Here is a 20,566-nt window from a genome sequence, read left to right as displayed (position 1 = left end):
CTACACCAGGCGGCGCCCGCACCGTCACACGAACAATCTGCGCGCCCAAGGCCACCGGCAACCCGTACCGCACGGCGCGCAAGCCTCAGATCAGTCGACCCAAGCAGCCCCGTAACAAGTGCAGCCGCGCTGCACATTGACGAGATGCGGCTGACCAAAGCACGGCGACAACCAACACGCGTCCAGCCGTAGCTTGGGCCAGCCCCGCGCACTGAGGGCGAATTACCGCAAGCGCCAAACCAACGGGCCATAGACCGTTCGCCCGGGTGCTCCATGAAGATGAAAACCTTTACCAACGCGCCGACCACGTTCGATTTGGGCATCGTCCGATGCTGCTCAAAGCCCGCGATGGTTATGTTGCAACTGCCTCCCGCATCGCAAGAAACCCCCACGAAATACCCCCAAACCACGAGCCACTAACACGGCTCGACACGTTCGCTGACACCGCCGACCGCGCCCTCTCTTCGAGAAGGCGCGAGCGAACACGCAAAGCACCAAAAGCGCCCCGCCCTTCAACTCTCCCCACCAAGGACGAGCCATGAACCGACCCCGCAAGAAGGCATCTGTGCAACAGATATTCGCGTTAATAACAGCCGCCATCGTGCCGGCCATGTGCGGCCTCCATTACGCGATCTACGTTCTTGACGACGGCACGACGAGCCGCGAAACGCTGCTTCTTTCGCTGCTCACATCCTCCATCACGGGCACGCTGTGCGCGCTGATCGCCTCCTATGGGCTTGGCCGTAGACATGGCCGATCAACGTAACGAGAACAAGCGGAAGCGTAGCCATGATCAAGTCCCTTCTCGCAGCGTTCGCCATACTCGCTGCCGCAGGCATCCTCTTTGCGAACCTGCTTTATATACACACCGCTCTCGCCATCGCAGCAAGCTCGATAGGCATCGTCGCCGCCGCTACCACGCTTCGATACATGAGCGTCAAGCAACACGCCGGGCGCCATAGCCGCCGCTCACCGGATCGTTGGTGAGCCAGCGCCTTTCAAAGGCTCCACATTGCCTCGCTATGGAATGCAGTTAACGCAGAGCAAGAGTGGCCGCACATACGCTGGCAACTTGCAACGAGGCCAGCTTAACTATGTCGCGGCATGGCTATAAGGAAATAGGCCATAACCATCATGACGAGCCACGTTAAGGGCATGCCAAGCTCGCGCCCAACGGACACGCCGCTTTTTCTCGACAGACCCATGGCGTGCACTACGCGCGAAAAAATGAAGGTTCCACCGCAGGCATGCAACACGGCGGCATCGCTGCCCCCAAGCTCCAAGGCCAGCAACCCCAAAAGGCCCAGCGGAAGGTATTCGACCGCATTGCCATGAGCGCGAATGCGCTTACGCAACTCCATGTCTTCGCCATCACCAAGGCCGACCCGCACCTTCCAACGCCGAAGCACCACGCGGAACGACAGCACAATGACCAACAGCAGCGCTAAAGCGACGTAGAACCCAGTGATTTGCAACGTTGTTCCTTAATGTCCCCACGAAGCGCGACCCAAGCTTAGTGCCATCGCAAAAGTCACATGGCAATGGCTGAGCAAGTCAGGGCAGCTTCTGGATATCTTCTTGAGTGGAATGCCCGATGCCATCAACAGGCCGACCGGGTCGCCGTGACCACCGCCAAGTATGCTGTACAGAGCATGGAATCTGACACGCCCAAACGTGGGCCGACGCCGCTAACACAACGCCTTGGTACGACCGATCACGCGTCAGCCACACTCCGGCGATTGGTGGGCTCTTCGCATTCCATGCTGTGCAGCGCATTCGCGGCGCGAGTTGATTCGGCCAACCGCAAAGCGGACGTAAGAAAAAGGCCGCTCTTCAGCGGCCTTCTTGTACATGGATACCAAAAACTGACTGTTCCACAGTCGCACCACCGGGGAAACCGCCCTGCTTCGACACCTGCGCTACTGAATGCGGGGGCGTGGGCTACACACCGCCACGCGCACGCACTCCACGTCAACTAGATGCCGAGTCACAACGCGCCACGACAAATCGCAGCTTTCTCCGGAAAGGCCTCGATGCACCACGCTTGCCATTGCTTTCGGTCCGTCTCGCGCTCCGCTGCATCTGAGCCGTTGTACACAAACACAAAGCTGCGCCCGGTGAGCTGATTCAAGATGGCAGATAGCGCATCGTGAACGACTTTGGGGCTGTAATGCCTCACACCCTCGAAAGCATCGGGCGACCTATTGGCAAGGCTAATCTGCCCCACCGGCAAAGGCCGAGCGTCGCCCAAATGACCAATGAGATAAGGAACGGCGGAATCACCCATGGATTCCAGCTCCGTGAAGGCTCGGGCCTCGCTGCCGCTGCGAGTGGTAGCGTCAACCAAACTAGCCACACGTTTTGCGATGGGACCAGGGGCCGCACCACCATGTGTCGCACAGCCCGACAGCAACGCCACCAGAAGAACTAACCTAGCCGACTCAACCATACGTTGCAGTCCATCGCCCATTGGTAACGAACCGCGTTGATGCCACCGAACGCGGTACGCGCGCAGTGCAACCTCAGATAGCAGCAACTCGGCGCACAATCTCACACCTGCCCCGCGCCATCGCAACGGAGTGGCGGCGCGCGGCCAGTTGAAACATGGCATGCCGCTCACAAAAAAGCCGCCTTTCGGCGGCCTTCTTGTGCATGGCGGCGCGCGTCCGGGTGACACGCCCGCAAGGGGCAGCTCACCGAGCGCATTCAACCGAGTGAGCTTGCCATTTGTGCCGGTGTACCGAGCATCCACGCACACCGACTAGGAAAAAGTCTCAACGCCGAAACGGCCCTTTCTCCGCCTTGGGCGCAGCCGGGGCTTGCCCCGTGTGGGCGGGATCGCGGTCGAACTGACTGGTGGACTTGAACTTTTTGTCGTCTCTTACAAAGACTTGCGCCTTCTTGCCTGCATAGAGCGAGTGAATCGCCTCGGCCGACAGCGGCTCGTTCGGACCCTTCATGGAATGGCCTGCTTTGTTTGGGGCGGAAGATCCACCATACGCCCTATTTGGCGCTGTGTCGCATGCCTTGCCCAAACTCCAGCGGCAACCTGCCCGCTAGCGCCTCGGCCTGCCCCAGCCATTGCTGGAGAAAAGCTGAAGCCATTGCCGAAAATTCCACGTCCCTCGCAATCTCCGCTCTCAGCCCCTGCGTCAGGACCTCGCGAAGCGCTTCCGGCGCACGAAAAGCCACTTCGACCTGATCTCGCAGCAACCTAAGCTTTTCTGCGCGACGCTCAACCAAGGCCGCGCGATTGAGCTTCAATATCTCTTCAGTGATCCGTGCGTCGTCGTCACCGGGCAAACCGAACATCAATGGTCCAGCAAACGCAAAATGATTCTGAGGATCGCGATCATAGGGATCGATCAGTCCAACCCCATGTGGGGGCGTTGCCAACCAACTGGCACGAAGGCTTTCGGGATCTCTCGGCGCCAAGGTAAGGCCGGCGCTATTGGCAGAGCGCCCGAGCCTAATGAGCGCATCGTTACCCAATCGCTCTGCGAGTCGACCGATATATACAGCCGGCGTCCTGCGCGCCGTAGGTCTTGAGCATATAAGCGGCCCAGCCTGACGCGTCGGTCAATGGGCGCATATCAAGTTGATGACCACAGCCCGCATACCTTGACCCATCGCCCCACTCGCCTCCGGCTCGCCTCGGAGCCAGCCTTACAACCTCATTTGGCTGCATTCCTTTCATATCGCTGGTCGGACAGGCAAGGCACCCATGCATACGCAAGCGGCCATCAGGATCGGCTTCTATTGCGAACGCCAAAGGGAGCTACTCGATCCCCATCAACTTCAGTTCCCGACGGGCACGATCTCCGAACAAAAACGTCTCCATGATCCATCGAGTCTTGTTCGCGGTGACTTCAGCAACCTCTTGCCTCGCCATCCATGCCTTCGCCACGGCTTCGAAGGTGTCGACCTTAAGGGCCGCTGCAGCAGCCTGGGCTAGCTTGCTCTCCTTGCGCTGCGCACCCGGATCTAGGCCTTGCGACAACAGCCGCTTGGCATCATCCCGGCGCTGCCTTGCATCGGCTAGCGTGACGATTGGGTAGACCCCGAGCGCCAGCGTCTTTCGCTTACCCGCATGCCGATAGCCGAGTCGCCAATAGCAGCTACCGCCCGGCTTCACGAGCACATATGCCACCGGCATCTGTCAGCTTGAAAGGCTTGTCTGCGGGTTTAGCTTTGCGGATGGCTGTGTCGGTCAGCAGTGACGGTATCTTCCCTGGGTATGGCGCAATATCTTACGCACATACCGACAAAAATGCCGCCTGATACCGTCGGCTCTAGGGAGCCATCCTGGGACGCCTAGGAATAGAAAAGACACAAAAAAACCCGCTAAATAGCGGGTTTCTTTGATCTTTTGAATTCCAGTGAGACTCGCTGAAACTCGTTATTGGTGCCAAGGGGAGACCCAATAGAAATTCTAATTCGTTGATAAATAAGACATTCCATTTAGGGATCACTAGCTTCATGCACATATACATGCACAAGCTGGCGCACTTGCCGTTCGCGCCACTCACGTAAAGCAGAGGGCGCGGTGACTATTCGAGTCCCTATGCGGGCATCATATCGAACCGCCCATCTGTGGACGATCCTCATCCGCGCTGCGTCGCCATGCATCTCATGTACTTGGATGCCATCTTCCCGCCGCCAGTCATCAAGCTCCGCAATCGGCATCAAGCGACCCTGGACACGGGCAACCTCATCACCCAATCTCCGCCCTGCTCCGCCGGACAGCCGCCACCAGCTTGCCCAGCGTCTCAAGATCTCCATCAGCCAGGTTCGCCAGGCCAACCTCATCGCCAGCAGCCCACGCCCAGACGGCGAAGTCTGCCCCTTCATGCTCATCGATATGACTGACGCTGATGGACGAGCCTTCGCCCCCGCTTGTCGAATCCAATGTGGCGTCACGAATGGTCACGTGCTGCGATGAGGGATCCAAGCAAGCCAGAACGACTGCCGACCCGACATTGCGGAGAAGCTCGTCATGATCACCGCGCCAATTCCGGAGCTGGTCTTCGTTGATTGAAATCAAGTGATGCACAGCCATTCACACCTCGCAGCAATGAGTTGAAGTTCACTCAAAGCTAAAGCGAGATCGCATCGCTGTCGGCCTGGAAGTTCAGGAAGCCCAGGAAGCGTCCGGATCTCGTACCAAGTGTGTCACGCATGATTCAAGCCCACGCACCGAGAAGCGGCGGTAGAAGGTTGGCATGGGCACGCTTTTCAGCACAGTGAGGTCATAGCGGTAAAGCCATCACGCGAACCTGTTGGATCTGGCCGTTGATGATTTCAATGCCCAGGCGGATGGGGTCATTGTTGTGTTCCAGCATCAGCGTTGCCTGCTCCATTCCGGATTTGACCAGAGACGTGGCATGGGCGACGGCCTTCGATGATTTCTCGGCCACAATCAGAACGGCACCGCGCCGCGCTTCCAAGGTCGATTCCCAGTTGAACCACGACTTGAAGCGGCCCACGTCGGTGTTGGCGGTGGCTTTGATCTTGTCCTGCATGCGCGAGAACGTCGCCATGCTCTCCAGAGTCTGTTCTTTCCACACCTGCGCAGTGATTTCTTCGTCCGGAAACAGGGACAGCACATGCCAGGCCAAGGCTTCGGTCTTGAAGCACGTCACGAGGCTGGCGGTGATCTTGTCGAGCTCGCTGTAACGGCGCACCGTGTCGTTGAGCAAATCCTCGGTGCCAAGGGCTTCCTTGTGCTCGACCACCTGTTCGAGCCTGTGCTCGAACATCTTCATCAACGCTTTTTCGCTTTTCAGCAAATCCCGTCGGCAGGTTTCCAGCTCGATACGTGCAAACTTGGGGACGTCACCTAATTCAAAGGCTCGGGCGACCGCGCGTAAGTAGGTGTGGGTTCCCGCAATGTCACCGTCCAGCGTGTCCTGGAACAGGCCCTTGATGTCTTCGATGCCCTGCTTGATCTCATCGAGCTTGGCGGAGATGTCGGCCAGGTGTTTCTGGGCGACCACCACGGACGCGACCTGCCAGACCGCGGAGGCATTGACCAGCGAGCTCAGACCTTCGGGCTTGAAGAGCTTGGCCTGTTCAATGATCTTGCCATTCGCACCCTGGGCAAACGGCAGGAAGTGATTGCCGTTCGCCGCATTGGCCAAAGGGCTGTTGATAGCGACCTCCATCAGGTGCCGCCCCTGGTGTGCCTGCTGCACCAGGAGGGAAGGCACTGCCTGCAAGCACGCGCTCATGCGGCTCATCAAGCCAAGGCCACCTTGGGTGGGCATTGGCGTCGCCCGCTCGAAGGCCTCGTCGTCCTGGGAAAGGGCCAGCTCGAAGGCGGGCTGGTCGGGACTGACACCCACGATGATGCGGGACGCCATCTCTGGATCCGGCAGCACCACCGCAATGGCTTGGACCTCTCGAGTCGCCTCGGGCTCGATCCGGTTGGCGCCCTTTTGGCGTCGCAACCACCAAATGCCACCAATGAGCGCGACGGCCGCGGCGGGCACCGCGGCTTCAAGAACTGGTTGGATCAACATGCATCCCCCCCTGTGGGATTGACGGTCCATGTGATGTTGCACAGCCATTATCGTCAAGAACGTCGCCGCTTTCACCCACGGTGGGCATCTAAGTCAGGGCCTGGATGGCCTCGGTCAGCCGCCCCTTCCGCTCACTGAGCGGAAACCGGCAGAGATCCACCACGACATAGAAATCCGCCACGAAGTCCAGGTGGGGCTCGATGTCGTAGGGCTTCAACGCCTCGACCACCCGCTTGCCGAAGGGAAGCGCGAGGCTGGTGTCGTGATCGATGGCTGCGAAGCCATGATTCAACACCGCATCCACGGCGGGAAACGGTGTTTCGGTAGTCTTGAAAATCCGGTTGGGCTTCATGCCTGACTGCCTTCGTTCCCCTGGTTCGCCCAACCCCCATCACGCGTTCGAATGGGTGCTTTCCAGGTATTTAGCCAGGCCCAGCAACGCAAAACCGTAAACCACCACCGCACCAATGACCTTGAACATGTCGAGCTCCTGATGATCCGGCGCCCCCTGTGGGCGCCGTTCAATCAGAGGCTACGAAGGCCAGCTCTCAGAGGCTGAGACTTTTCGGCAGGCCATCAGAAGCGCGCCCGGTTCACCGGAGAAACGGTGTCCGGCCCAGGCGCCCATCGCGCTTCCAAGGCCTTGATGAAACGCACCGTGCTGGCAACGTGGCTGAAAATCAGCAGTGCCTCGTCGTAGCCCAGGATGGTGTTGTCGTGGGCCATCGAGTGATTGTTGCGGACGTGATTGAAGGCTTCGAAGTGAGCGATGCTCGATTTCAGGATGCGCTCGGCCATGTCGGAGCCGATCTTGCCCTGCTCTTTCAGGACCTTCACGTAAGCGCCGACCAGGCCATTCAACGGGACGTTGCGATCCAACTTCAAATCATGGTCATCGCACAGCTTCCGGAAGAATTTCACGACGAAGGTGTGCAGGCGATCGAGGCCCGCTTCGGGCTGGTTCTTCTCGATTGCCTCGCGCGCGGCCTTGGCCACGGCTTCGAAATCACGGTCATCGGGTTCGGCCGCGATGGCAGCTAGATCGGCAACGGGCTGATCAGCGGAAAGCCGGGTGAGCACCGTCTGGTATCTCGTGACCATCATTTCGTCGCTCACCGTTGGCCAGCTCTCATCTCTGGCCACTTGGAGCAACCCGGCAAGGCACTTGGCCACCACCCAGTTGTCTTCTTGATCCCAAAAGGCGCGCATCCGCCAAGCCTTGGAACCGCTCTGGATTCGGAAGCGTGGATCGTCAATGTCACGATCCACTTCTTCGGCGAAAAACCGTGCGAAGGTCCGATCGCTGAAATTCAGTACATAACCCCCGCTCATGCCCAGAAAAGCTTCGAGCGCTCTGCGTTCCTTTGCAGTCAGATCGGACATCTCAGCGCCCCTTAGATCGGATTCAGGCTCGCGGTTTGTGGGTCATACACCACCCGGGTGATCGAGCCATCGCGGATCCGCTGGACCGCTTCATCAATGACCGGGAGGGGCACGACGAACCATTCCCTCGGACGAAATGGTTTGCCGAAACGGTCCGGGAGGGTGATGTCGAGCTGGGCCGCGGCGAAGAGTTTGTGGAACAAGTTTTCCATCTTCACGCGGTTGATGTTCGACAACTTGTAGGTGGCCACCACTTCGACCTTGGCCAGGAGGTAAGTGGCATCGTTCACCGCGTTGGCGATGCGCGTTTCGACCTTACCTCCCGTGATGCCGATTTTGTGGATCGTCTTGCGGTGCTCGGCAATGAAGGGATCATCCGACAGGCTCCGCAACACATAAATGGTGCCGCTGGCGTTGTCCTCCGATTCCTCTGCATCGCCAAACAGGGGACCGGCGTCCATGTCCGCATCAGTGATGCGCCGGCCGGTGTTGTCTTTGTAGAGCGCGCGTTGCAGGGAGCGCTGCAACAGGTCACTTTCGGTGCCGTTGGAATAGATCACCCGCATCCGTGCATCGGGGGTTCCGTTGGGCGTGCGGAAACCTTCGTCCATTGCGGCGACATAAACAGTTTGCCCACCCAGGATGAAAAAGTTGCCCACTTCAACGCTGGCGTCCTTGCGGAACCTGATCGTTTTGCGTGCGCCTGATTTCAATTCACGCTCGGCCTGTTCGAAAAGGGGCTGGAACTGATCGAAGTCTTCGCACCGGGTGCGGTTCGCGATGTCCTCGGCGACCTTGCGCTCCTCGAAGGTCCGCACGTTGCGGAGTTGGGTGATGTCATCCCCTCCCCCGATCCCGAGTTCAGCCAGCAATGAGTCATCGTCCAGCGCCTCTACTTGCTCGGGGGCCAATACATGCGGAGCCTCGGAAAGGAGGCCCAGAGTATCGAGGGGCGCCAACAATGCGTGCACCTGGGTCATGGCGCGCAAGCGATCAAGGCGCACGGCATAGAGTCGTTCGAAAATGTCCCGACCCTCGCCATGTTCGGGCGCACGGCCGTGGGTTTCGACAAAACGAAGGATGTCCTCGAAACCCGCCAGGATGCGCTCCTCCTGCGGTGTGTGCGCACTGGCCTTGATCGGCGTGATTTCTAGGCCCAGCTCGGCCAGGAGGTCATCGTCTTCCTGATTAGCCATTCGCCCCTACCTTGGCCTCTGCGGCCTTCTCTTGTGCCTTGTAACGAAGAAAGGCGGCGACGCCCTCTGCCATCTTCCGTTCCCAGGCGTCGGGGGAGTTGATGTCCGGCAGGCGCCCCTTTTCGCTCTTAAACAGCGCGGCGCGCTTTGTCAGGTCACGGGCGTCTTCAAACGAAATGGCCACGCGCTTGCCGGCGATGCTCGCCTGCACCTGACGCAGGATCTTTTCATCCATCGCTTTCGCCAAGACGGCATAGGCGGCATCGAAGGGGTTGATGCGGTCAATGAGGTCGATGTCCAGGTCGCGCACGTTGACGAACTTCCTCACCCCTTCAATCAGCGACGTGTTGCCTTGCTCACCCTTGGCATCCCCTTCGGCCAGCTGCTGCTTCGCCTGCTGGGTGACATTCAGCACCGCGATGGCGTGTTGGCGCACGGCCTCCTGGTCTTCGTCGCTGAGGTTGGGGTAACGATCGCGCACGATCTTCCCCATCGCCACCTGGGTGATCTCTTCCGGCAAGGTGTTTTCCTTGTCGAAAAGGCCGCGTTCCAGGGCGCTCTTGTCCTGAATGAACGTGGTGATCACCTCGTTTAAATCCTCTTTGCAGATGCGCTGCGCTTCGGGGGTCTTAGGGGTGACCAAGCCGTTAATCTCAACGTGGACCTCGCCGGTCCTGTTGTTTACGCCGACGTTGATTTTCCCGTCCTGGTAACCGCCCTCCCCGTATTCAAACCCTTCCTTGGGACCTTGGTTCTTCGGGGTGAATTCGAAGCGCGGCGCCAGGACCTGCTCCATGAGCAAGCTGGCTGCGATGGCTTTGAGGGTGTCGTTCACCGCATCCACCACCGTGGCTTCGTCGGCGGTGGGCTCCGCAATCAAGTTGGTGAAGCGCGAACGCTCCTTGCCTGGCGCATCGCGCGTGGCACGGCCGATGATTTGCACAATCTCGGTGAGGCTGCTGCGATAGCCGATGGTCAGCGCGTGTTCGCACCAAATCCAGTCAAACCCTTCCTTCGCCATGCCCAGCGCAATGATCACGTCCACGTGATCCCGGTTGTCCTTCTGCGTGGGATCTTTCAAGGCGTTGAGGACCTTGGAGCGGTGCCCCGCATCGCTGTCATCCACCAGGTCGGCCACTTTCAGAATGCGACCGTCCTGCAACTGGATGCGGTGGAATCCGGTGACCTCATCCTGCCCAACCCAGGTGCCCATGAGGCCCATGATGTCTTCCACTTCGCGGTGCTTATCTTTCAAACTCTCGCGCGCATTGACGTTGGGGATGTGGATGATGGTTTTGAGGGCCGGATCCAGAACTTTCATCACCGCGTCGATGTAACGACCCGTGTAGAAGAAGTAGCCGATGTCCAGGGATTTCAAATACGTGTAGCCGTTAAGCTGCTCGTAATAGGTGTAGGTGACCGTTTCGAACCGTTCTTCATCAGTGGGCGACAACACCGCAACCGTGTCGCCGCGGAAATAGGAACCGGTCATGGCCACGACATGGGCCAATCCCTTCTCAATCAACTGCGTCAGCTGGCTGCCCAGCTTGTTATCGGGGTTGCTGCTGACGTGATGGAACTCGTCAATGGCGATCAAACGCTGATCGAAGGCTTCAATGCCGTATTCCTCCACGGCGAAGCGGAAGGTGGCATGGGTGCAAACCAGAACTGTGTCTGAGCTCGCGAGGAACTCGCCCACAGCCTTGATCTTGGACTTGGCGACCTTGCCGTTGTCCTCGCCGGGAGCGTTGCACAGATTCCACTGAGGGCGAACCACCCAGTCCGCCCAAAAGCCGAACTTGGTGAGCGGCTCATCCGCGAAGCTGCCGCCAATCGAGCGTTCAGGCACCACGATGATCGCCTGTTTCAGCCCTTGGTTCTGGACCTTGTCCAAGGCAATGAACATCAAAGCGCGAGACTTGCCGGAGGCCGGCGGCGACTTGATCAGGAGGTATTGCTCGCCACGTTTAGCAAAGGCGCGCGCCTGCATAGGGCGCATCCCATAGTGGTCCACTTTGCTCGACGCACCCGTGCGCGCCGTAGTGATGGAAACCGACGGGACCGTGCGCTGGTTGGTCGGATTGCTGTCCGTGCTCATTTGACTTTCGCCCCCTTCTTTTTGGTTTTGTCCTGGTCCGTGGTCAACTTGGTGTAGAGGTCAAAGAGTTTTTCCAGCCGCTCTGTGTCGTTGCGGAACCGGCGGCCGATGTAGATGCGCTCCAAAACCTCGTCATTTTTCTCATGGGCCCGTCTCAGATCCAGAGGCATATCCTCCGGGTCGTAGAGGTCCGCAATCGTCTTGGGGAAGTGCGCCTCGCGCGCCAGGAGGATGTCCTGGGCACACTCGGTCAGATCGGCTTTTTGCTGGTCCGTGAGGGCGGGCACCGGAAAGGTGTTCCAGCCCAGGGTATTCGAGTAGGAGAAGTCGTTCCTCATTCGAACACAAACAGTGCCAATCCAAACCCAGTGCAATCGTGAAGCAATAAGCGCGAGGTTCCACAGGGGAGCATCATAAAGAGCAAAATTTCGATCGCCCACGACGAAATTGGAGGTTAGATAACCCACGGGAAGATAGGGCCTATTTTCTGACGAGACCCGCGGAACCACGATGACTGTTTGTTTCGCCTCACCCGCAATTTGCACGAAACGATGCGGTTGTTTGGCAAATGAGCGCGTTGACTCGGCATCGGATTGCTTCCTGTTTTCCGAAACCAGCTTCAGGCGATGAGCGATAAATTCGCTTTCCTTGGCATGCTCAACTTCATGGTCTTTTATCCAAATGCAATATCGCTGTCTGCCGTTGATAAGTTCATCGGAGCCAACAAAGTGCTTGATGTAGGGTCTAGCCAGCGCATCCTCATTGACAACCCTTGCCGCCAAATCGCTGTCCAAAAAGAGATGACCACCATCACGCGGCATGTTTCCGAACAACATCACGGACTGTTCACCGAGCGGCGCATTTGCCTTCTGCACGTAAGCCAAACTATCTGGAACCAGATAAGGGCCGATCACCGAACATTGTTTTACAAGGTCATTCTGGAACAACATCTTTGGGGCATTGGATTTCCTGCCAAGACCAACGATTACCACTGTCACACCTGCGTTATTGCTCGCGAGGTTTGACCATTCAAAAGAAGTGTGGGCGAAACGAATTTCGCAATTTCGCTCAAAAGCCGCTGGCCATACCTCGGTGGCCTGTTGGCCTTGGCAAACACTGTTCGTCGCCACAAACGCACATACTGCCTCAGGCACTTGATCCACATAGTCGAAAAACCGAGCAAACCAGCCGGTCACGAAGTCTGTGGTCTTTGCCAGCTTGGGGTGCTTCCACCAAGCGTTGGCGAGATCCGCCTTCTGTTCATTGGTTTGCCATTTGCTCCCCTTGTAGGGAGGATTTCCGCAAATGTAGGTCTCTCCACCCTCGTTCTCGAAGTCCACTTCGGCTTGATCCATGGGCGCACTCAGGAGGTCGTCTCCGACGACGCGCACACGCCTTCCAGATGGCTGAAACAAGTTGAGCCAGTCCACCCGCAAAGCATTGCCGCACGTGATCCAACTTTCCGAGTCAAGCGGCAGAACGTCCGCGAGCGCCTCCTTCTGACCTCGATGCAGCACATCACACTGGAACTCCGCGATGACCAGCGCCAGACGGGCAATCTCCGCTGGGAAGTTCCGAAGTTCGATGCCGCGGAAATTAGTGAGAGGGATTTCCGTGCGCAGATCCGGTTCACCACGGCGACGGTTGATCTCCGCCTCGATCGCGCGCATCTGCTTGTAAGCGATCACCAGGAAATTGCCACTGCCACACGCCGGGTCGAACACTCGGATCCGCGACATTCGCTTGCGCAAATTCAGGAGCTTGGCCTTGTTGTCCCCGGCTGCTTCCAACTGCGCGCGCAGGTCATCAAGGAACAGTGGATTCAAGACTTTCAAGATGTTCGGCACGCTGGTGTAGTGCATGCCCAGGGAGCCACGCTCTTCGTCGTCGGCCACGGCCTGGATCATTGACCCGAAGATGTCCGGATTGATCTGGGACCAATTCAGCTCACCGGCCCGCAGCAAATAGGAACGCGCGGTGCGGGTGAAGGTCGGCACCGCGGTGTCCCCGGAAAAGAGGCCACCGTTGACGTAAGGGAACCGCTCCGCCCACGCCGGCAACTTGGCCGCCGTCCGTTCGGAGGCGGGGATGTTCATGGCCTTGAAGATGGTTTCGAGCACCGTGTGGGTGTTCGAGCCATCGGGCTCCGTGACCTGTTCCAGGGTGTGCGTGAAAACGCTGCTGCCGTGGAAAATGTCGGTGTCCTCGGCGAAGTAGCAAAACACCAGGCGCGCCATGTAGTGGTTCATGTCGGGCCGGCGCGCATCCGTCGCCCACTCGGGGTTGTTTTTCAGCAATTCGACATAGAGTTTGTTGAGGCGCCCCGTGGCCTTCACGTCGATGGGGTTTTCCTTGATTTCCTTGACGGTCGAGATGCCCGCCAGACTCAGGAAAAACGCAAAGTGATCGGCAAAACGTGGGTAGTCGCAGGCCAGAACCTCGTCGCTGCCCAGATCTTGGGCTTCGAGTGTCACTCCATCGGTGGCCAAAATGAACTTTGCCTTGGCCTGACCAGTCTTAGCGCTGTTTCGAAGCAAGCGAAGGGTCAGCGGAACGTCACCCTCGGCACAAACCGCCAGATGAATGTTGCTGCGCTGCAACAAGCCACCCGGAACATCCGAAGCGTTGGTATCACCCTTGCGCAGACGTTTAAGGGTCAGCTCCTTGTTGCCCAGGGCCGCTAGAAAGGAAAACGGGAACTCAACCGGATCAAAGGGTTGAGCGGCCAGGTCTGAGAGGGCTTCTTCAATCTCTACCGCGTTCATGCCTTCTCACATCTCTCCATAGGCTGAGACTCGCGAACAGGCGAGCATTTCCCAATTATTGCGATCAACTACCCTCTCGTCGATCCAAAAATACGGCACCGGCCCGGCGATCAGGAGCCCATAGGGAGCGGCCACAGGGATGTCCCGTCTGGGGATCAGCACCAGGGCGAGCCCCACAGCCAGGCCGACGCCCGTCAGTTGCAGCCTGGGCCGGGTTGGCTCAGTTGGGCCGAGGGGGGGGGCCGCAAGGATCTCCAGAAGGAGCGGGCGATGACGCCAGCTAAGAGCCCAGGCTCCAAGCCCAGTGCATTCCGGGACGCAGAGATCATCAAGGCGACCAGCATCGCATAGGCGCCAAGGACGATAGGCAGCGGCAGGACAGAAGCACGGGAACAAGGGATAGGCGGCATCAGGTCTGGACTTCACCTGACCTTAGGACCGCCTCGCCCCGCGTCAACCCTCGACTAGTCTCCCGCGATGCGGCACGCCTTCTTGCCAGCGATCGCTGCGCAAAACGTCGCCAGGATGAACATAACCCCGGCCACGAGCGATACAGTGAACGAGCCTTGCAACTGGGGATGCTCGAACGCCGCATTCCCGAGCTTGGTGGCGGCGTAGCCCAAGCATCCTGCGAGTGAGGAGTTGAGCACGAACGACGGAAGGTCCAGGCATTTATCCCACCAAGGTGTCTTCTTGGTGAAGATGGAAAAGTATTCCGGGGCGCGTTTAATCATGGGTAACTTCTCTGTCAGGGTAGTGGAGCCACATTACGACGCCTCAGACCCCACCCATGTTCACCAAGTAAGAGATAAATCGGGGTCGATAAAAAAAGTTGAGGGTCAACAGTCCAGATCGGCGGTTTGGATGAGCCCCCGCCCTATCCCTTACAGATCAAGCGGCTTCGGGTTGCGGCTCGGGAGCGCGTTTCACGTCCGGCCAGATGTCCAGCATCTTGCCCACTAGGTCAATGCCACGCTTGATGATGGCGTCCTCATCCCACGTGGCCGCCTTCGCATCATCGTGGAAATACTGGGTCAAGTTGAGCTTGCTGAACTTCAAGAGCTCCGGCCGCTTTTCGGACCAGGGGCCATTGCTCAGGGACGGGTTCAGCGAACCAGTGATGAGGGTGAGGTTGCCCAGGGTTTGCAGCACGGCTTCCCGGCGTTCCTTCCATAGTTTCACGACGGCAGGGTCGGTGCCGACCTTGTCCGGTATCGGCCAGTTCTCCTCCCACTCCTGCGGCATCACATGCTCGATCGTGAGCCCACTTGGCAACGGGACAACTTCGGATTTCTTGTTTTGCAAAGAGGCATCCACGGCTTCGAGGATCGCTCGCACCTTCTTCTGGCTGAGGTTCTTGTAGATTGGATAAATAGCAATCGCGCTACCGAAGTCTTCGTTGGTTGGGAACTTCAAGCTGTCCGCCTTGCTCTTGGCCAACCACGCACCCACGCTCTCTGCGGTGAGTACCCCAGACTTGGCCACGCCCTTGATCAGGTCAACAAAGAGCTTGTTGTAGTTCTTGGTCGTCAACTGACACACCATCCGCCGCACCAGGAATGATTCGACCACCGTCAGCACCTTGTCGAACTCATCTTGGTTCTCCGGCATCAAGTAATCGTGCGCCATGAGCAGGAACGGAAAAACGGTGGTGGTGTCCACCGCGTCCAAGCGACGGAGGAACGTAGCCAGACGCGGATGCGCGCCGGTATTGCTCCAACCGCGGTAGATGCGGCCGAAACGCGCCAACATAGCCATATGCTCAGCGGCCGTACTCGCGGCCCCAATGAGCTTGTTCTCCTTCTTGTCCTCATCCTGGACGTAGCCCTTGAACGCATTGAAAAGATGCGTGGATTTCACGTCGTCCTGGGTGACCAGGGCCAGGTAGTGATTGAGAAAAATGTCCACCAGGGGTCGGGTGATGCGGCCTTGCTTCTCCTCAACGCGCCAGGGCTTTTCGTCGAAAAAAGCCCAATGTTGCGCATAGAGCCTTTCAACATCTGCGTCCTCCGCCATCGCGAGGCGGAAGAGGTAGTTTTTAATCAGGTCGGACGGGAGCAGCGGTTCACCCAGGCTGTTCATCGTTTCGAAGATGACTTGGGCTTCGTCCTGTTGATGGAGGTCGATGACCACCAACTGCAACTTGCCACGCATGACGGTCCACAGGGCTTCCAGGCGCGTGGCCACGTCAGGCTGATCAGCCAGCGGGCCGTCCTCGCCTTCAATCTTACTGTCGAACCACTTGGTCAACCGCTTCGAGAAATATTCGTAGGCGCCGACGATGTTGGAGTTGCGCAGGGCCGGCTGGGACTTCAACTGCTTTTCGAGCTCGGTGACGGAGCCGCAGGCCTGGATCAGGCGATAGGCAGGGCGATCGGAGTTCGTCGGCCAAACCTTGAAGGCCTCTTCCTCTCTGTCGATGCGGTTGGCGCGATTGCCTACCAGGTCGCCGAAGCGATCGCCGTATTTTTCACTATCCAAGGCCTGGGCCCGGTCACGGCAGACGGTCATGACGATCTGCAGAGTCGTGAAACGCTGCTGCCCGTCGATGATCTGACGCACTTCCACGGCACCGGTGGCATTCCCCAACTGTTCGAGCACCACCGCACCCATGAAGTGGGGGTGAACTTTGCCCTTCACAATTTCCTTGTTGAGCAGGTCCTCGATGTCCTCCCAGAGCTCCTCCCAACCCTTGTCCTCTGTCCACACGTACGGGCGCTGGAAGAGCGGAATCTGATACTGAATGGCCTTGTCAAAAATCTTTTCGAGGTCTCGCGCGTGTGCTTCCATGTCCGCCCCTGCAAATGATGCCTTGGTCTCATCCTAACAGGCGGCCAGCCATCCGACGTTCGTCAGATCACGCCTAGTCGCCGGAGTAGGCCGGCGCCCGGGGCCGGCGCCTCTATGGAGCTTCGCTCGGACAGTGCTGACTTCGGCGCTCCCCATAAGGCGGGTCGAGGGTTTTCCTAAGACTTCGATGTTTCCGTCCCGGGAAATTCCTGCGCGACATTTAATCTGGCGCAGCAGCACGCGCCGACTACGGGTTCTGCCTTACACATAACCCTCAAGCCCCTCCGAAAGCGGCATGTCGTAAATGCGCTTTCCCGGGGCGGTCGAGGAAATCGCGTTTCCGTATTGCGTTTTCTATGAGCGTTCTGTGAGGTTTCCGCCCGCAAACGCATGGTGCGCCTACGTTCCGGTGTTATCGTCAACAACGTCAACGCGCAGGAGGCGACCGATGACCAAAGAATACAAAGAAGTCACAGAGCACCGCTCGGACAACACCGCCATGTCCAACACCTGCGAGCCCGAGTCCAACATCCTCGACTGCCCTATGTGCCGCGAATTCGGTGCTCGCACGCCCAACGCGAAGACGCTTGCTGCCATTCGCGAACTGGAGGAAGGCGGCGGGAGCGTGCTTCACGGAACCATCGCAGAGCTGATGGCGGAGCTCAACGCGAACGACCCGGACGAATGATGTTTGAGGTGCATATGCACTGGGCAAGCATCAGAACTGACGTTCGTCAGCGACCCACTGGGATACGTCCTGGGCCGCTTCGCACTCTCACAAATACACCCCTAGCACTCGTCACCCCGGGACCAACCACGGGCTCACTGGGCCAGCGAGGGACGCATCCAGACTGTGCAATGAGTACGTGATTGAGAGTCTCGACCGCGCACGAGGCCACCAGGGGATCGGCCAGTGAGTCTCCATAGTTCAAATGACCCGCACCCATGTATTCGTATATTCTTGCGATACGAACAGGAGAGAGATCATGGAAGCGATCATCAGGCGGCTGCTCATCGTCATCACCATCGGCTTCGTGGCGTGGGGTGGCTATGCGTATTTTTCCAATGTTGAGCGGGCACGCAGATCAGAGAGCGAGGCGATGGAGACCGGACGTTCCAGTGCTTTTGCCGACGCGAAGCTCAAAGAATGCGTCGAGCGGACAGGGAGTCGGAACTACTGCTCATCGGAAGTCTCGTTGGCTGTCAATGCGGAGGCTCAAGATCGCCGGGTGCGAGACGAGGCATCCTTCTGGCGAGGGTTGGCAGATGAGGGGGTTACGGCTGTGCGAATAGGACTCGCCCTCTTGCCCATCTTCTTCTTGCTGAGCTGGTTGCTGCGCTGGATCCTCACCGGAAGTGTTCTGCGCAAGCCAGACATTCATAGGGCGAGCGCTTAAGCTGCGAATACCCTCATAGCACTCGATGCCCCGGAGCCAGTCACACGCACGCGGGATCAGAGGGACGGTATGTTCAATCTACACCTACTCACACACAACCCCGACTCATGACAGGAAGAGGACGACCATCATGCGCACCTATGGAGTGATCTGTCTCGGCACCGGGTTCATTGTGTATCTCGACCACGCCAATGACCCGATGGATGCATGTGTGAGGGCTACTAGGGACAGAGCACACTGGGGGGATTTAGGCCCCTTTCATCGCGCCACTAATGGCGCCCCGCTCGACGATGAGCTGTCCTGGTTAGAACTATCGGTCTACGACCTAACCGGCATCATGGAACCAAACCCAGAAGTCGATGTTGAGGACGATGCAGCCCATGCCGCGATGAACGACGACACGTTCGTCGACATGTTCATCGCTAGCCAGTAGCAGCGCACTCGCCCAACTTGCCTGGCACACCCCGACCAATGTTGACATCGGATAGTGCCCAGTTAGTGACTCGCAAATCACACCAGTGGTATGCTCCCGTCGTCCGGAACAAGGGACCTACGAGACTGCGACGAGACCTACGGGTGGCAGACGCAGCAAGGCGAACACGGGAACAGTGTGCCTTCTTAATGTCGGGAACAATCGACTCGTGAGACTGTAGCGAGCCCGTTCAGAGCGGCAGTTACAGCGAACCCCGCTTCGGCGGGGTTTTGTTTTTGAGCCCCGTCAAAGCGTCCAGGGCAACTCCTCAGCGGATCCGGTGATCTGCGAATACCCTCGTAGTGCATGATGCCCCGGAGCCAGCCAGAGACGCAGAGGGGCTGGCAGGAGCCTTTGAGGAACTCGCACATTTCCATCCGGCCACACGCCCATGAGGGCAGCATGCATCGCAGTCACCGCGCACGGATGCGGGAATGCACTGACTCGTAGATCACGATGTAGAGTCGACTTCCGGCATGATCAACGAACTGCGCTTGATAGACAGAACGCTATCAATCGCTTCAGCACGCACGAAACGCTCGCAGAGCGCATCCAACAGCAGACGAACAACCCCCTTGCAGTTTGCATGTTCGTCAGCGTCACAGACTCACACAGAGAGTCTCAGCAGCAACTCGCCCCCTTCCCCGCTCCCGTCAAAATGTCCAGGTTGTGCTACCCGTCCTTCATCCCGGGGCGGGGTTTAGTGAGATGGATGACTATGATCTAGATATATAAATCACAGAGAGTAGTCACACTATGACAACCATGACGGACGTCGCCAAATTCCTCGCCAAGCAGATCCATACCAGTGGGAAAACCCACCGAGAAATCGCTGACGAGGTTGGCTTCGAGACCCCCAACATTGTCAGCATGCTGAAGACCGGAAAGACAAAGATCCCGCTGCTACGCATCCCGGAGCTGGCGAAAGCTATCGACGTAGAACCGAAGCAGCTGCTGGGGATGTGCCTGGAAGCCTACCAACCCGAACTGCACCAGGTCATCACCAAGACCATGGCGCTGAAGTGGTGACGACCTAACGCATGCTGCGCGAGTGGAACCTGAAAATGACGGCCACTCACTGACGTGTCATCCCGGATGTCTTGGATGACATCACGGTGATGGACGATGCACTCTGCTGGCCGTAATACGCGGCCTTACCTCGCCAATCCGGGTTGATCCCCAGCTTCTGCCTCGACAGCGCCTTGAGCTCGCTGATGTGCGCCTTCCCACGCCGCCTTGCCGACTGCGACATATAAATCAGCTCGGCCGACTCATGATCCTGGAGCTTCAACAAATCCTTCGTCATGTAGGCCACCCACGTCACTGAGTTCACAACCGACTTCAATTTCAGCTGGTGGGGTACGAACCTAGGATTGCCCGGCTTTCCACCGACAGGCTTCAGGGCGGCCCGGACATCATCGCGTGCGGCGTTCGTCTGGACGATTCCGTGGATGTGCGGCACGCCCTTCTTATCGCGCTCGACCGTCATCATGGTGGGACCAAGGTCAGTCACTGGACCAAGCTCATTCCGAAGGGTCCGGAAGAGCTTGGACAGATCACCACCCAGGGTGCGCCCTTTCCTTTCATTGAAGCGAAGACTGAAAGCTATCGCGTGCTTGTTATACATAGAACTAGCAACGATCAACGCCTTGTCCAATTCCGCCTTTCCATCCCAACTGGACAGAGTCGAGTGAAGGTATCCCTCGTGGATATCGACACACGAGTAATTGAAGACGACTGGGTCAGGCCTATAGGTATCCCTATGCAAAAGCACCTGCCGAATCGTCTGTTCAACACTACCGGTATCCAGGCGAATCACCCTTGTTTGTGAGCCCTTCGTATCGGGAACTGACATTGGTTCTTCGACGGTTTCACTGCTTATCGACACTAAAGGGAGCGTGCTAGGCGCACCCACTCGGCTGTCACTCAGCCCAATCAGGACAA

21 protein-coding genes are annotated in these 20,566 nt (G+C 58.2%); 6 read left to right on the top strand and 15 right to left on the bottom strand.

The features are described from left to right. The first annotated feature begins 538 nt into the window (after nucleotides 1–538). Together AC3G2C_RS09455 and AC3G2C_RS09450 are read left to right on the top strand one after the other, a co-directional pair. A complete protein-coding gene (locus AC3G2C_RS09455; RefSeq protein WP_488384382.1) occupies nucleotides 539–766 on the top strand; it encodes a hypothetical protein in 228 nt (75 codons plus the stop codon). Between the two features lie 23 nt (nucleotides 767–789). Further along, the gene (locus tag AC3G2C_RS09450) at nucleotides 790–987 is read left to right on the top strand and encodes a hypothetical protein (RefSeq protein WP_488384381.1); all 198 of its coding nucleotides are present in this window, start codon (nucleotides 790–792) and stop codon (nucleotides 985–987) included. Nucleotides 988–1,088: 101 nt separating this feature from the next. Here AC3G2C_RS09450 and AC3G2C_RS09445 read toward each other — a convergent pair whose 3' ends face one another. From AC3G2C_RS09445 to AC3G2C_RS09380, 14 genes are all read right to left on the bottom strand, one after another. Then, nucleotides 1,089–1,475 (bottom strand): MAPEG family protein, encoded by a 387-nt coding sequence (locus AC3G2C_RS09445; RefSeq protein ID WP_488384380.1) that lies wholly within the window; start codon nucleotides 1,473–1,475, stop codon nucleotides 1,089–1,091. Nucleotides 1,476–1,987: 512 nt separating this feature from the next. After that, nucleotides 1,988–2,287, bottom strand: a complete 300-nt coding sequence (locus AC3G2C_RS09440) for a hypothetical protein (RefSeq protein ID WP_488384379.1) — start codon at nucleotides 2,285–2,287, stop codon at nucleotides 1,988–1,990. A 487-nt stretch (nucleotides 2,288–2,774) separates the two neighbouring features. Further along, nucleotides 2,775–2,960, bottom strand: coding sequence for a hypothetical protein (locus AC3G2C_RS09435; protein WP_488384378.1), 186 nt, complete (start codon nucleotides 2,958–2,960; stop codon nucleotides 2,775–2,777). A 43-nt stretch (nucleotides 2,961–3,003) separates the two neighbouring features. Then, nucleotides 3,004–3,312 (bottom strand): hypothetical protein, encoded by a 309-nt coding sequence (locus AC3G2C_RS09430; protein WP_488384377.1) that lies wholly within the window; start codon nucleotides 3,310–3,312, stop codon nucleotides 3,004–3,006. A gap of 466 nt (nucleotides 3,313–3,778) precedes the next feature. Next, nucleotides 3,779–4,150: an integrase arm-type DNA-binding domain-containing protein gene (locus tag AC3G2C_RS09425; protein ID WP_488384376.1), complete on the bottom strand. Its 372-nt coding sequence runs from the start codon at nucleotides 4,148–4,150 to the stop codon at nucleotides 3,779–3,781. Between the two features lie 564 nt (nucleotides 4,151–4,714). Next, nucleotides 4,715–5,059 carry a hypothetical protein gene (locus AC3G2C_RS09420; protein ID WP_488384375.1) on the bottom strand — a complete coding sequence of 115 codons (345 nt, stop codon included), beginning with the start codon at nucleotides 5,057–5,059 and terminating at the stop codon, nucleotides 4,715–4,717. A 190-nt stretch (nucleotides 5,060–5,249) separates the two neighbouring features. Further along, the gene (locus AC3G2C_RS09415; RefSeq protein ID WP_488384374.1) at nucleotides 5,250–6,521 is read right to left on the bottom strand and encodes a hypothetical protein; all 1,272 of its coding nucleotides are present in this window, start codon (nucleotides 6,519–6,521) and stop codon (nucleotides 5,250–5,252) included. Between the two features lie 88 nt (nucleotides 6,522–6,609). Then, nucleotides 6,610–6,873 carry a hypothetical protein gene (locus AC3G2C_RS09410; protein WP_488384373.1) on the bottom strand — a complete coding sequence of 88 codons (264 nt, stop codon included), beginning with the start codon at nucleotides 6,871–6,873 and terminating at the stop codon, nucleotides 6,610–6,612. A gap of 224 nt (nucleotides 6,874–7,097) precedes the next feature. Continuing rightward, on the bottom strand, nucleotides 7,098–7,904 hold the full coding sequence (locus AC3G2C_RS09405; protein WP_488384372.1) for an abortive infection family protein: 807 nt from the start codon (nucleotides 7,902–7,904) through the stop codon (nucleotides 7,098–7,100). An 11-nt stretch (nucleotides 7,905–7,915) separates the two neighbouring features. Continuing rightward, nucleotides 7,916–9,100, bottom strand: a complete 1,185-nt coding sequence (locus AC3G2C_RS09400) for a GIY-YIG nuclease family protein (protein WP_488384371.1) — start codon at nucleotides 9,098–9,100, stop codon at nucleotides 7,916–7,918. Next, nucleotides 9,093–11,198 carry a DEAD/DEAH box helicase gene (locus AC3G2C_RS09395; protein WP_488384370.1) on the bottom strand — a complete coding sequence of 702 codons (2,106 nt, stop codon included), beginning with the start codon at nucleotides 11,196–11,198 and terminating at the stop codon, nucleotides 9,093–9,095. Before AC3G2C_RS09395 ends, AC3G2C_RS09400 begins: the two co-directional genes overlap by 8 nt. Further along, nucleotides 11,195–13,963, bottom strand: a complete 2,769-nt coding sequence (locus AC3G2C_RS09390) for a class I SAM-dependent DNA methyltransferase (RefSeq protein WP_488384369.1) — start codon at nucleotides 13,961–13,963, stop codon at nucleotides 11,195–11,197. Before AC3G2C_RS09390 ends, AC3G2C_RS09395 begins: the two co-directional genes overlap by 4 nt. Before the next feature lie 464 nt (nucleotides 13,964–14,427). Continuing rightward, a complete protein-coding gene (locus tag AC3G2C_RS09385; protein ID WP_488384368.1) occupies nucleotides 14,428–14,697 on the bottom strand; it encodes a hypothetical protein in 270 nt (89 codons plus the stop codon). Nucleotides 14,698–14,854: 157 nt separating this feature from the next. Next, nucleotides 14,855–16,753 (bottom strand): DUF262 domain-containing protein, encoded by a 1,899-nt coding sequence (locus AC3G2C_RS09380; RefSeq protein WP_488384367.1) that lies wholly within the window; start codon nucleotides 16,751–16,753, stop codon nucleotides 14,855–14,857. Between the two features lie 448 nt (nucleotides 16,754–17,201). Between AC3G2C_RS09380 and AC3G2C_RS09375 the strand changes: the two genes are divergently transcribed. The 4 genes from AC3G2C_RS09375 (at nucleotide 17,202) to AC3G2C_RS09360 (ending at nucleotide 19,651) form a co-directional block, all read left to right on the top strand. Beyond that, a complete protein-coding gene (locus tag AC3G2C_RS09375) occupies nucleotides 17,202–17,441 on the top strand; it encodes a hypothetical protein (RefSeq protein ID WP_488384366.1) in 240 nt (79 codons plus the stop codon). A 298-nt stretch (nucleotides 17,442–17,739) separates the two neighbouring features. After that, entirely contained in the window at nucleotides 17,740–18,150 is a 411-nt protein-coding gene (locus AC3G2C_RS09370; protein ID WP_488384365.1) for a hypothetical protein, read from the top strand. Nucleotides 18,151–18,280: 130 nt separating this feature from the next. After that, nucleotides 18,281–18,583: a hypothetical protein gene (locus AC3G2C_RS09365; RefSeq protein WP_488384364.1), complete on the top strand. Its 303-nt coding sequence runs from the start codon at nucleotides 18,281–18,283 to the stop codon at nucleotides 18,581–18,583. Nucleotides 18,584–19,378: 795 nt separating this feature from the next. Further along, nucleotides 19,379–19,651, top strand: coding sequence for a hypothetical protein (locus tag AC3G2C_RS09360; protein ID WP_488384363.1), 273 nt, complete (start codon nucleotides 19,379–19,381; stop codon nucleotides 19,649–19,651). Between the two features lie 46 nt (nucleotides 19,652–19,697). Here AC3G2C_RS09360 and AC3G2C_RS09355 read toward each other — a convergent pair whose 3' ends face one another. Next, nucleotides 19,698–20,279 carry a hypothetical protein gene (locus AC3G2C_RS09355; protein ID WP_488384362.1) on the bottom strand — a complete coding sequence of 194 codons (582 nt, stop codon included), beginning with the start codon at nucleotides 20,277–20,279 and terminating at the stop codon, nucleotides 19,698–19,700. Nucleotides 20,280–20,566: the final 287 nt, after the last annotated feature.

Source organism: Frateuria sp. sgz306004 (assembly GCF_057750885.1).
The sequence above is the reverse complement of the archived record's forward strand: the minus strand, read 5'-3'. Positions and strand labels throughout refer to the sequence as shown.